Source organism: Terriglobus tenax (assembly GCF_025685395.1).
Lineage (GTDB): Bacteria > Acidobacteriota > Terriglobia > Terriglobales > Acidobacteriaceae > Terriglobus > Terriglobus tenax.
Genome location: NZ_JAGSYA010000004.1, coordinates 2,186,767 through 2,200,037 on the forward strand (window position 1 = coordinate 2,186,767; position 13,271 = coordinate 2,200,037).

9 protein-coding genes are annotated in these 13,271 nt (G+C 59.6%); all 9 read right to left on the reverse strand.

Annotation, left to right across the window (positions count from 1 at the left end; translation table 11 throughout):
• Position 1 precedes the first annotated feature (1 nt).
• A complete protein-coding gene (locus tag OHL13_RS14675) occupies positions 2 to 4,279 on the reverse strand; it encodes a choice-of-anchor D domain-containing protein (RefSeq protein ID WP_263410875.1) in 4,278 nt (1,425 codons plus the stop codon).
• A gap of 385 nt (positions 4,280 to 4,664) precedes the next feature.
• Entirely contained in the window at positions 4,665 to 6,059 is a 1,395-nt protein-coding gene (locus OHL13_RS14680) for a nucleotide sugar dehydrogenase (protein ID WP_317889947.1), read from the reverse strand.
• A gap of 29 nt (positions 6,060 to 6,088) precedes the next feature.
• Positions 6,089 to 7,063, reverse strand: a complete 975-nt coding sequence (locus OHL13_RS14685; RefSeq protein ID WP_263410876.1) for an SDR family oxidoreductase — start codon at positions 7,061 to 7,063, stop codon at positions 6,089 to 6,091.
• A gap of 34 nt (positions 7,064 to 7,097) precedes the next feature.
• On the reverse strand, positions 7,098 to 8,540 hold the full coding sequence (locus tag OHL13_RS14690) for a deoxyribodipyrimidine photo-lyase (RefSeq protein WP_263410877.1): 1,443 nt from the start codon (positions 8,538 to 8,540) through the stop codon (positions 7,098 to 7,100).
• A gap of 61 nt (positions 8,541 to 8,601) precedes the next feature.
• Entirely contained in the window at positions 8,602 to 8,943 is a 342-nt protein-coding gene (locus OHL13_RS14695; RefSeq protein WP_263410878.1) for a cytochrome C oxidase subunit IV family protein, read from the reverse strand.
• Positions 8,943 to 9,662 carry a cytochrome c oxidase subunit 3 family protein gene (locus OHL13_RS14700; RefSeq protein WP_263410879.1) on the reverse strand — a complete coding sequence of 240 codons (720 nt, stop codon included), beginning with the start codon at positions 9,660 to 9,662 and terminating at the stop codon, positions 8,943 to 8,945. The genes OHL13_RS14695 and OHL13_RS14700 overlap by 1 nt, the downstream gene beginning before the upstream one ends.
• A complete protein-coding gene (gene ctaD / locus OHL13_RS14705) occupies positions 9,655 to 11,316 on the reverse strand; it encodes a cytochrome c oxidase subunit I (RefSeq protein WP_263410880.1) in 1,662 nt (553 codons plus the stop codon). The genes OHL13_RS14700 and ctaD overlap by 8 nt, the downstream gene beginning before the upstream one ends.
• Positions 11,313 to 12,356: a cytochrome c oxidase subunit II gene (gene coxB, locus OHL13_RS14710; protein WP_263410881.1), complete on the reverse strand. Its 1,044-nt coding sequence runs from the start codon at positions 12,354 to 12,356 to the stop codon at positions 11,313 to 11,315. The genes ctaD and coxB overlap by 4 nt, the downstream gene beginning before the upstream one ends.
• A gap of 10 nt (positions 12,357 to 12,366) precedes the next feature.
• Entirely contained in the window at positions 12,367 to 13,269 is a 903-nt protein-coding gene (locus tag OHL13_RS14715; protein WP_317889930.1) for an SCO family protein, read from the reverse strand.
• Positions 13,270 to 13,271: the final 2 nt, after the last annotated feature.

The following is a 13,271-nucleotide window of genomic DNA, read 5'->3' on the forward strand; positions in this document are numbered from 1 at the left end:
CTTATTTCACGGTGAGCGTGTAGTTCACCGTGCGGCTAAGGCCCGCGGCTGTCGCCGTTACCGCAATGGTGTAGGTGCCGGAAGGCGTGGGATTCGTCGATGTGGGCGGATTGCTGGTCGTGTCCGGCAACTTGCGCCCCCAGCCGCAGCCATTCAGCATCACCGCACACAGGCACAGCAGCAAGGACATGGCAGCGACGCGGCGACGCAGTCTCCATGCGGGAACCAGCAGGGCCAGCCATAGGAGCTGCTTCGCGAAGGGCGGTGCAAGCATCGCCTTTACTCCGGTGGCGATGGTGATGGTGATCAGCGTGCTGTTGCCGAGCGTTGCATTGGATGGCGAAAGGACACAGGTGGAGTTGCTGGGTTGTCCACTGCAGGTCAGCGTCACCGCGCCGCTGAGTGCGCTGTCTGAGCTGAGCAGCGTGGCATAGGTAGCTGTACCTCCACTGCTGAGTGTGGCCGTAGTGCTGCCGCTTGCCGAAAGCGAAAAATCTACACCCGTGCCGGTAAGCTGCAGTACATGCGGTGCGCCAGTGGCATTGTCTGCAATGCTCAGCGCGCCGGTGCGCGTACCCACTGCTTTCGGCGCGAAAACGAGATTCATCGTACAGGCCGCGCCCGCCGCCAGTGTGGCTCCAGCCGCGGGGCAGGTGTTGCTGCCTGCCAGGATTGCGAAATCTCCGCTCAGCGTCGTGCCGTTGATCAACAGCGGAACTCCACCATTGTTCGTGAGCGTAATGGTCTGTGCAGAGGAAGCCAGCCCAACACCGATGGCCCCAAAGGCCAGCGGACTGGCCGGGGCAAGCGATACACCTGGCGGGGCAATGCCTGTGCCATTCAATGCCACGGTTTGGGTCCGGGAGAGATCGCTTACCGTCAGCACACCGGTCTGTGCGCCAATAGACCTAGGAACAAACGAGACCTGGATGCTGCAACTGCTATGACCGGCCAGCGAGTTGCCACAGCTGTTCACCGCGGTGAAGTCGCCACGTGTGATCTGCGCCGTGATCAGCGTGAGTGCTGCATCGCCATCGTTGGTCAACTGAACCGTCTGTGCGGCGCTGGCGGTATTCATCTGCTGCGCGGCAAAGGTCAGCGAAAGCGGCGAGAGTGCGTCCGTCGCCGGAGACACACCAATGCCGCTTAGACTCGCCGTCTGCGTGCCAATGCCATTGACAACGGTCAGCACTCCGCTGCGTGTGCCTGACGATGTGGGTCTGAAGACAACCGAGACCGTGCATCCAGTCTGCGGAGAAAGCGAACTGCCACACGTATTTGCAACGATGGCGAAGTCCCTCGTAACAACCGGCGTTTGCAGGCTGACGGATACACCTCCCGTATTGGAGACGGTGAAGTTTGTGACCGCGCTGCTGGAACCGATGTTCGTTGCCGCAAAGGCAGCAGCCACAGGACTGAGTACCACCGCGGGTGGAGCAAGACCGTTACCACTGAGCGAGACAGTAGCCTGGCCACCTGGGATATCAGCGTAAAGAGTCATCAGGCCAGAGCGCGCCCCCATCACGGTGGGAGCGAAAAGGACCTGCAGGCTGCAGCTCCCTGCTACAGCAATTGGAGCTGTGGTGCAGTTATCGGTTTCGACGAAGTCACCCTGCATGGCAACGGCGCTGATGTTCAATGCAACGTTGCCGGTGTTGGTCACGACCACGCTTTGATCAGCGCTACGCAGGGTGACCTGCGTATCTGCAAAGCTCAGCGATCCAGGAGCCACCTGCATGCCGCGCACCGCGGGCGGCAGTGCGGTACGCAATGGGGTTTGCCAAATGCCGCGGCCATAGGTCGCCACACGCAGCATGCCAACATTTCCGCCGCTGCCGGTGGGCATTTGCGTTGCTGCTGCCAGGGCCATCGCGGGAGCATTCGGAAGGCCCGCACCGTAGACGCTCCAGCAGTTCGTGGAGGTGCAGGTTGTGCTGTCCGGAGCAATGTACACGCCGGTATCCAGGGCAACGTAAAGCGTGCGCGCGTCGTTCGGATCGACAAGGATGTCGTTCGCCGGAGCATTGGGTAGGTTCGCGGTAAGGTTGCTCCAGTGCGCTCCTCCATCGGTCGAACGATAGACATGACCTGTTGGCAGCAGCGGAGAAGAGAATCCGGCAACGGTGACATAGACCGTCTTGCCAGTCGCATCGTGGCTATCGACATACACACGCGAGATCGCAAAGCCCGGAGCATTGATGCCGTTGGTGATATCCGTCCACACAGTGCTGCTGCCGGCGGTATTGGCGCTGGCAGTAGTAAATATGTGGCCACCCAGCGTGATGCCGCCTCCATCCAACTGGCTTGCCATGCCCGCATACAGCACCTGCGATCCTGTATTCGCAGCGGAGGTTGCAACGACGTTTGCTCCACCCGCAGACAGCGTGCGCAGGTAGGCATTGGCTGCTCCACACGTGCTCGCGTTTCCACCGAGGGTGCTGCTGAGGGCGTTGCTGCTGCTCCATAAGGCCCCACTGTCGGCAGGCCCGCGCCACACGCGGCAGGTGCCAACAATCAGGTTGGCTGGCGTCTGCGGATCGAAGAAGAAGGGTGCGTGAATCAACGCGCCATCATTCAGAGTTTGCGCTGCTCCAATCGTGGGTATGGTCGCAAAGTCGGATGCGGCGCAGGCGCTTCCCTTGTTGCAGTAAACAAGGTTCACGCCTGCCCCGGTGGACACCATCCAACGGCTGGGCGATGCCTGGTCCATCGCCACCATGCCACCTTCGCCCGCACTGAGTTGCGGCCACGCTGTCATGGCCGAAGCGTTGCTGGTTGCGGCAGAACCATTCGCACCCATGCCTATCAGCAATGTGTTCGCGTCTGTAGGGTGTTGCGCAAAACCGACGACTTCGGCCAGCGATCCGAGACCGCTGTTCAAGTTCTGAAAGTGGTTCGCATCATCCGCGCTGCAGATGGACGGGCTGAGTGCAATGCCATCGGTCGATCGCCACAGGCCCGAATCATTCGCGAAGTACAGTACAGACCCCTGCCACGCAATGCTGTGTTGAAACGCAGCGACCCGCGCCGGAGAACCGCAGCCGTTGCTGGTGTTGGTGGTGTTTCGCAGTGTGCACCCGGCGGCAATGCCGCAGCGGAAGATATCCTGCGTGCCGACATACAACAACGTGTCGCCGCCGGATGGAACCGCAGCCAGCGCGACGTTGTAATCGGCGGATGGAATCACCTGCCCGGTGGTCTCCATCACGGCGGTGTTGATCTGCTGCGCGAAACTGACAGTGGTGTTGCCGCAGGTGGAACCGGACACGGAACAGAGATCGCGCCACAGCCCCTGGTCAATGTTGTTGCTGTTCGTCGTCAGCGCGTACATGTCGCCGGTCACTGGTTCCACCGCAAGCGTGCCACGAAAGATGGGGCATGCCGAGCTGCCGATGTTACCCGCAAGCGCAGGGCACGCAGCCGTACTCAATCCGCTGCCGGGCTGGTTTGTAAGCCGCGTCCACGTCTGCCCGTCCGCCGACTCATAGTAGCCATGGAAGCGGATCGCCGCATAGAACCTGCCTCGCAGCGGGTTCCACACAACAGAAGTGGCCGCATTGCCGACGGAGGTGGTGGATGGCTGCTGCACAATCGCGCTGCCGTCTTTGATCGTAGCGGCCTTCCATGTCACACCCGCGTCCGTGGAGTAGTACAGACCCTGCAGAACGTAGTTTGATGGTGACGCACCGACCAGCGCAGACTGTGCCGCTGTACCCGTCGCAGCGACAACGATATTAGGGGAGGTGGCGTTCCATGCGAAACCGGCAAAACCCATACCCAGGAAGGTGTGGTTACCCGCAACACCATCCTGCGAGTTCGCAACCACGCTCCAGGTAAGGCCATTGTCCGCGGAGCGCAGAATACCCGAGCCATAGTACGAATCGAGCGCATCATTCGGATCTCCTGTGCCGGCAAGAATGACGCCAGTCCCGCCGGGCTGCACGCTGATGGCCCCGATACTCAGCGACGGTACCTGCGATGAACCGGCATTGGCGTTGAAGACGGGGAGAGTGTCAGTCAGCGGTGCAAAGCTTACGCTGGCTGCGGAACCACCAGCGTTGGTCGATTTCCAGATACCTCCGCCTAGCGTGCCCAGGTACACGGTGTTCCCGCTTGTGTCTGAGGGATCCATGGCAATGGCATTCACGCGACCGGTTACATTGCCATACGCTGGGCTGTTCACCTGCATGGGGCCAACGGCTGTCCATGGCATGGAGAGGCTGGTGGCCAGTGGCTGCGCATGCAACAGGGCCAGGTGCTGCTGCCGCGCCTGCATCATGGCTTCAGCGGGACTTTGCGCATCGCCTGCCACGGAACGATCGGCAGCGAAGCGCTGTGTACGCAGTGTGTGCTGCCGCGCGCGTTGCAGAGGGCCGTCCGGCTGCCATTGTTTTGTCTGGGAAAAGGCAGGCGGAAGCAAAATGCTCGCAGCAGCAAGCAGATGCAGCAGGCAGCCTCGGATTCTTACAGAACAGGTCAAGCGCATCCGTCCAAAGACAGGGTTCCATCCCCATCTTCGCGCGCGCAGCGTGCCCGCGCGTGGCATTGACCTGGTAAGAAATCTCTAACGACCAAAAAGGGAAAAGCGTCGAAAACTCGACGCCTTTCCAGGGAAATACGGCTCTGCGTCCGCTGGAAACCTTAGCGCGCAGAACCGTTAGCCGTTAGCAGTGATAGATCTTCGGCGAGCGGATGTTGCGCGTGGCGTTCCTCGAATCTACCACCAACTTCGACTCCGCCACGATTTTTTCGAAGTCGTAGCAGGAGTGGTCGGTGACGATGAGAACGCAGTCATACTGGTCCAGATTTTCAAGCGGCGCACTCTCCGTATGCAGCCAGTATTTGCGGCCGGAGCCGACCCGCGGGAAGTAGGGGTCGTTGTAACGAACATCGGCGCCCTTCTTCTCCAGCATCTCGTAGATGGGCAGCGACGGCGACTCGCGCAGGTCGTCGATATCCTTCTTGTAGGCCAGGCCCAGCAGCAGCACCTTGGCGCCCTTGATGGACTTACCCTGGTCGTTCAGCGCATTCACCACACTGCGGATCACGTGCTCCGGCATGCTGCGGTTCACCTCGCCGGCAAGCTCAATAAAGCGCGTGGAGAAGTGGTACTCCTTGGCCTTCCACGAAAGATAGAAGGGGTCGACCGGGATGCAGTGGCCGCCAATGCCGGGGCCGGGATAGAACGCCTGGAAGCCGAAGGGCTTGGTGGCCGCCGCGTCGATCACCTCCCAGATATCAATGCCCATGCGCATGCACAGCTGCTTCAGTTCATTGACCATGGCGATGTTCACGCAGCGGTAGATGTTCTCGAGCAGCTTGGTCATCTCCGCCGTGGCCGGGGAAGAGACACGCACCGTGCGGCGGAAGATGCTGCCGTATAGCATCTCGGCGGCCTCCGATGCACGACGGTCAATCCCTCCGACAACCTTCGGAATATCGTGACGCTCCACATCGGTATTACCCGGGTCTTCGCGCTCAGGCGAGAAAGCCACCATCACGCCATTCAAGGACTGCGGCGTTTCGATCTCCTCCGACGGATGCTCACGCAGCACGGAAACACCGGTCTCTTCTCCGATGCGGTCAATCGTGGTGGCAATAATCTCTTCCGTGGTGCCGGGATACGTTGTGCTCTCCAGCACGACAAGCTGACCGCTCCGCAGATGCGGCGCAAGGGCCTCAATCGTATTCACCACATAGCTCATGTCCGGCGCGCTGTGATCGTCAATCGGCGTCGGAACGCAGATCAGGATCGCATCCAGATCCCGTGCGCGGGAGAAATCCGCCGTCGCATTGAAGCCACTCTTCTGCGCGGCCTGGATGCTCTCCGGCTCGATACGGTGAATGTAGGACTTGCCGCTGTTCAGGAACTCCACCTTCAGCGGATCGACATCAAAACCAGTAACGGCAAAGTGCTCATCGCTGAGCAGCAATGCAAGTGGCAGGCCAACATAGCCAAGGCCGACAATGCCGACCTTCGCCTCACGATTCGCAACACGCGCCTTCCAGGCGTTGAGCGTACCAACCTTCGATTCAACGGACTTACGTACAAGATGCAGGGGAGTCACGATGCCAGAGTCTCCTTTTTCTAACGGCTAAGGGCTTCTTGTGTTGTATCGGAGTACGCACTGCTCAAGTACCAATCGACAGTGCGCCTCAGGCCCTCTTCAAAGCCAACTACGGGGATATAACCAAACGCTTGCTGCGCGGCAGAGATATCTGCCTGAGAGTTGCGCACATCGCCTGTCCGCTCAGGCCCATACTGCGGGCGCTCAGCATACTTCAATAGATGCGCGATCACCTCATACGTTTCGTTCAGAGTGTGGCGTTCTCCACAGGCAACGTTGAATACACGGCCAGCCACCTTTTCTGCAGGAGCAGCCATGGCCAGCAGATTGGCATGCACGGCATTGTCAATGTAGGTGAAGTCGCGTCCCTGCTCGCCGTCTCCAAAGATCATGGGACGCTCGCCCTGCATCATCTGCAGCGTGAACTTTGCCATCACGCCGGAGTAGGGGGAGTCCGGCACCTGGCGCGGACCAAAGATGTTGAAGTAGCGCAGGCTCACCGTCTCAAGCCCATACACCTGCCAGTAGCTCTGCATGTAGAGCTCGCCGGCCAGCTTCTGCACCGGATACGGAGCAATGGGCTGCGGCGTCATCGTCTCCACGCGCGGAAACCCGGGCTGGTTGCCATACGCCGACGACGAAGCGGCATACACCACGCGCTTCACACCATTGGCACGCGCACCCTCCAGCAGGTTGAAGGTGCCATCGATGTTGGTCTCGTGGCTGGGCCGCGGCTTCTTCACCGAACGCGGCACCGAGGGCAGCGCGCCCTCGTGAAAGATGTAGTCCACGCCTTCGCAGGCGCGCAGAACCGCATCCGCATCACACAGGTCGGCTTCGTGGAAGTCGATCCTGCCCATCACCGCTGCAAGGTTCTCGCGGCGGCCCGTCGCAAAATTATCCAGCGCCCGAACCTGCTCTCCGCGGGCGACAAGCGCCTCCGTCAGATGCGATCCGATAAATCCAGCTGCGCCTGTTACCAAGTATTTCGCCATAAAACCAATAGAAGCTTAGACGCAGTTTTCGACTCTAAGACTCGGTAAGAAATGTCATTTGCTTAACATTTCCGGTACCCATCTGACGGATATATCCCTTGGAGTCGAACTTGCGGCCCGTCGATTCGCGCGACATGTACCGGATCTTCCCAAAGATAGGCCGCTCGTTCCATGGCCGATCAAACTTGCCCAGCATGGCCCAGGCAATCCCGGCGTATCCGTTCGGATCGCGACCGTCAAGGAAGTACTTGTCGTTCAAGTGGATACCGCGCTTGACGGCCACTTTGACCGACGGCGACCACTCCAGGATCTTCTTCGCCCAGTACATGCGCATCACGTTGTGCATCCAGCCGAAGTCCAGCATCTGGCGCTGCGCGGCGTTCCACATGTCGTCGTGCGTCTCGGCTGCTTCCAGCTGCGCCAGCGAATAAAGATGGGGCCGCTCATCTTTGGCATGCTCGGCGATGCTCTGCTTTGCCCAGTTCTCCGCCGCTGCATCGGAGTCGTACACCCCATGCTGGAACCAGCAGTAGTTAATAGCCAGCTCGCGCCAGACCAGCAGCTCATTGAAATAGCTGTCGCGCGTTGACTTCAATGCCGGCTGCTCCTTCGCCGCCTTATCCACGGCAAGCGCGATCGTCAGCGGACCGATGTGGCCAAAATGCAGATATGGCGACATGCGTGAGCTGCCATCCATCTCCGGATGATTGCGGTCTTTCTCATAGCCCTTCAGGATGGAGTGAACGAAAAACTTCAGCCGTTTTTGCGCCGCGTGCGTCCCGCCGGCCCACTCTTCCACTGGAAGAACGCTGCGGTCCAGCTCGCTCCACCCACGCGTTATGTCGAGCTTCAGGTCTTCAGCGTGCAACGATTTTGATCGTTCCCACTCGTAGCGCGCCGTCGGGTTCTCATATGGCTTCAGGAACTGCGGCCATAGCCTTTGCACCCGGGGGCGCAGCGTATAGGCGCCATACTGAGCCTTTTCCAGAAGCCTGGAAGGAACCACGACATCCGCATCCACGGTCCAGAACGGAACATGGATATGTTGCGCGATATGCTTGCGCCAGCTCTCCGGAACGCGCATCGGATTCTCGTCGCCAACAACAAGGGCGGCCTTCACCTCGGCGAAGAATGCCAGGTGGTCCTCGTGCGGAGGCCGTCGTACCACGAAGCTGACATTGCGCTCTGCAAGATCCTGCTCCACATCACGCAGACCCTGCCGGAGGAAGGTGTAATGGCGCAGGTTGGCATGGGGAAAGTTTGAGATTGCCGCGAAATACACCACCACTGGCAGGCCAAGCTCATTGCCCAGGTCAATAGCGATGTCGAGCGCGTGATTGTCGATACCGCGCTCGGCTCGCTGCATCCAGTACACAACGCACTTCCCTTCGCTGTCTGGCAGACCGTCGCGGCGAATGGTTACGCGGGGGTCTTCGGCAACGGTACGGAGCGGTTCGGGCAGATGCGGATGGTTCATATCAATAAGAATGCGGCCCGCAGGCCGCATTCTTGTCGTACAGAATCAGATGACTTTCGTCTTACCAAAGTCCCCACGAACGGCTGAAGTAATCGCTCAACGTCATCGCAATCAGGATGAGGAAAGTGAACACTCCGGCGCTGATAGTCAGCTTCAGCAGCTTGGTCTGATACTTCATGTGCATGAACCACAGGATAACGACCGTCGCCTTGACCACGGCGATAGCCACCGCAACGATCGGGTTCAGGAAGCCCATCTCCACGAAAGCAGCGCCCACCGTTACCGCCGTAAGGATCAGCAGCGAGACGTAAATGGTGATGTACGTCGACGGTCCAACGATGTGGTGCTCGTTGTGCTCCGGATTAGTTACGTTGGAAGGGTCGTGATAGTGATGGTCCGACATTACTTGGCTCCCAGGTCGATGAGATACAGCAGCGGGAAGAGGAAGATCCAGACGATATCAACAAAGTGCCAGTACAGGCCGAAGTTCTCGATCGGCGCGACATAGCCTTCGGTAAATTCGCCACGGTTGGCGCGCACCATGTACCAGAAGATCAGCACAATGCCGATGATCATGTGCAGGGCGTGCATGCCGGTCATGGCGAAGTACAGCGAGTAGTAGATCTGTGTCTTCTGCGCCATGTCTACGCCCAGGTGAGCGAAGTCAGCGATGGAGAAGCGCAGGCCGGGGACGTGGCTGTCATGCCACTTCTCGGCGTACTCAAAGTACTTGACCACGAGGAAGGCGATACCGGCCACGTTGGTCAGACCCAGAAAAGCAACCAGCTTCTCGCGCTGACGCGTCTCTGCTGCCCACACCGCCATGGCCATGAAGAAGCCCGACGTGATCAGGATGCCCGTGTTGATGGCGCCCAGCTTGATGGAAAGCGTGTGGCTTGCCGCAACAAAGGCCGGGTTGTACCAGTTGCGGTACAACAGGTAGGCCATGAACAGGCCACCGAAGAACATGATTTCGGTCAGGAGGAAGAGCCACATGCCGAAGCTGGCTGCCTCGCGCTGCTGCTCCTCCGTCTCAAAATGATGCCGGTGCTGCGGCAGATGCACGTGTTCGTGCTCGTCGTGCAGGTCGCCGTGATGCGTTGCTGCGATCGCGTTATCCAACGGTCGTCACCTCTTGTTTCTGCTTGTGGGCCAGCCACTCAAAGTCGTACGCTTCGTGATCCACGTACGGAATTTCCGTAAAGTTCTCCGTCAGCGGCGGGGACTGCAGCTGCCACTCCAGGCCGGTAGCCTGCCACGGATTCGAACCCGCGATCTCGCCATACTTCAGCGACCACGCCAGGTAAATAATCGGGAGCAGGTAGCCGACGCCCAGAACAGTAGCGCCTGCCGTCGACAGAACATTCAGCACCTGGTAGTCGGCCGGATACGCGTGGTAACGGCGCGGCATACCCAGGTAGCCAAGGATGAACTGCGGGAAGAAGGTCAGGATAAAGCCAATGAAGGTCGTAACCGCGGCCAGCTTCGAGATCGACTCGGGGTACATACGGCCCGTCATCTTCGGCCACCAGAAGTGGACACCCGCGAGGAAGGCCATCAGCATGCCGCCCACCATGACGAAGTGGAAGTGCGCCACGATGAAGTAGGTCTCGGTCAGGTGGATGTCCATGCCCAGCGAGCCAAGAAACACACCCGTCAGACCACCGATGGTGAACAGACCGATGAAGCCGAAGGCATAGAGCATCGGCGTCTCAAAGGTGATCGAGCCCTTATACAGGGTCGCCGACCAGTTGAAGATCTTGATGGCCGAGGGAACGGCGACCAGCATCGTCAGCAGCGAGAAGACCAGCGCCGAGTAGTTGGACACACCCATAATGAACATGTGGTGCTCCCACACGAAGAAGCCGAAGACCGCGATGGCTACCGAGGAGAACGCGACCGCCGTGTAGCCGAAGGGACGCTTGCGGCTGAAGGTGGCGATTACCTCAGAGATCACGCCCATACCCGGCAGAATCATGATGTACACGGCAGGGTGCGAGTAGAACCAGAAGAGATGCTGGAACAGCAGCGGATCGCCGCCACGGGCTGGATCGAAGACGCCGATGCCGACCGTGCGCTCAAGAGCAACCAGCACAACCGCGATGGCCAGAACCGGGGTGCCGAGCACCATCAGGATAGAGGCCGCGTAGTTGGACCAGACAAACAGCGGCATACGGAACCAGGTCATACCCGGAGCGCGCATGCGGTGGATCGTCACGATGAAGTTCAGACCCGTGAAGATTGAGCTGAAGCCCGCGATGAAGATGGCCAGGCCGGTCGTCACTACGTGCGTATTCAGATAATGCGTCGACAGCGGCGTGGTAAAGGTCCAGCCGGTATCCACACCACCCAGCACCAGGGCCGACAGGGTGAAGACGCCGCCAGCCATGTACAGGTACCAGCTCAGCAGGTTGATGCGCGGGAAGGCAAGATCCTTGGCCCCGATCATGATCGGGATAAAGAAGTTGCCGAGCGTTGCAGGAACCGAGGGCACCAGGAACAGGAAGATCATCACGATGCCGTGCATCGTGAACATCTTGTTGTAGGTGTCGGCAGCCAGCAGGTCACCCGCCGGAGTCAGCAGCTCAAGACGCACCAGACCGGCAAACGCTCCGCCCAGGAAGAAGAAGGCGGTAATCGAGAGCAGGTACAGCATACCGATCCGCTTATGGTCCCCGGTCAGCAGCCAGCTCAGCAGGCCGTGCTCGTTATTGATGTAATTCCGCTTCGGCAGAGCGGCTGTGCTCTGATCCGGAAGGCTAACGATAGTGCTCATGGCTTCACCATCCCCGGCGTGGTCGGCGCCGTTTCTGTGGACGTTGACGTGGTCAGTGTCTGCTGGACACGGTAGTTGGTCTTCAGGGACTTGATGTATTCCACCAGGTCGATCAGGCCTTCTTCGCTGATCTGGCCCTGGTAGGTCGGCATAATCGGCTTATAGCCGGCCGGAATGTGCGAGGACGGGTTCAGGATCGTGTCGCGCAGGTAAGCCTCGTTGGCAATCTGCGTCGATCCGTCTTCCATCTGGACCTTGCTGCCATATAGGCCAGGAAGGTTCGGTCCGCGTGCACCCGCTTCACCGGTGTGGCACTGGTTGCAGCCCAGGCTGGCAAACAGGCGCTCGCCGTTCTGCGCCAGGCTCATGCCGCTGGTCGAGGCCTCAGTCCACTTCTGGTAATCATCGGGCGTCAGTGCGGTGACCGTGCCGATCATGCCAGAGTGCAGCGTGCCGCAGTACTGGGTGCAGAACAGGTGATAGACACCCGGCTCGGTGGCGTTGAACCACACCGTCGTGTAACGGCCGGGGATCACTTCACGCTTCACGCGGAACTCGGGGATCGAGTACGAGTGGAAGACGTCCTGCGAGATCATGGTCAGCTGCACCGGACGGCCGGTCGGCACGTGGAGCGCGTTGATCTCATGCTGGCCACCCGGATGCTCGGCCTTCCACATCCACTGCTTGCCGACGATGTAGATGTTCATCGAGTTGGTCGGCGGGTTATAGATGCGGAAGTACAGCAGAGCGCCCCACACAAACGCCACCAGGAAGATGACCAGGGGGATGATTGTCCAGGTCGCTTCCAGCAGCGTCGAACCCTCGATCTGCGTCGCCTCAGGATTGCGGTCCTTGCGGTAGCGGATCGAAAAACCAAAGACCAGTGCGCCGACGATAACCACGCCGACAAGCGTCATTGCCAGCAGGAAGAAGTAGAGTGCGTCGGTGTAGGGAGCAATGGTCGACGCCTCCTTCGGGAACAACGCCGAAGAGGTGAGCCACTTGTTTAGAAATTGCCAAAGTACCGGACTGATTCCCATCGTTTCCCTTTTATCCGTTCTGTCGCTTCGTCAAAGAATGATCACGTCCCAGCTTCATATCCCGCCGGAACATCAAGAACATGAACCCACCCAGGCCAGCCACGGTGATCATGCCGCCTAGTTGCACCACGCGAGCCACAATCAGGCTGTGCTTGTTCTGCTGCGGGTCGTAGTGATAGCAGTACGTCAAAATGTTTGCGACCGGCGAACCGATCTTGTTGCCAGATGCCTCAATCAAACCGAGCAGCAGGTCCTTCGGCGAGTACTCCACACCCATGTAGTACTGTGCCAGCCGGCCCTCCGGCGTTACCACTTCCAACGCCGATGCGTGCGCGAACTGCGAGGTCTTGCCATCGGCGCTCTTCACCTCGACATAGCCATAGCCAGAGGCCTTGGAAGCCGCGTCGATCGAAGACTTCGGTCCCACCAGGAAGTGCCAGCCATCGGCTGTCTCGGGGTGACCGTAACGCTTTACATACATCGCCTTCTTCTCGGCCGCATCCTGCGGGGTCTCCCGCGGGTCAATCGAGACCATGACGATCTGGAAGTCCTTGCCCGGCTTCAGCTTCACCATCTGCAGAGCAGAGGCCATGCCATCCATCTCCTCAGAGCAAAGCATCGGGCAGCGGTAGTAGACCAGGGCAAACAACCCGGCCTGTTTCCCGTTGAAGTAATCGCCCAGCTTGACGGCCTTTCCGGTCTCATCCGTAAAGGGCGCATCGAGCGGCAGAGGAGCATTCAGATGCTGCTCCACGCCCACGCGCTGCAGAACCGTCGGCAACTGTCCGCCGCTGTTCTCGCCAGACTGCTTGTCCCCATAACCCGACACCTGCCCCATCGCGGAGGCGCACGCCAGCGCGCAACCCAGCAGGGCAGCGAGGCGAGACTTCCGGATTGGCCGCATCGTCGTCATGG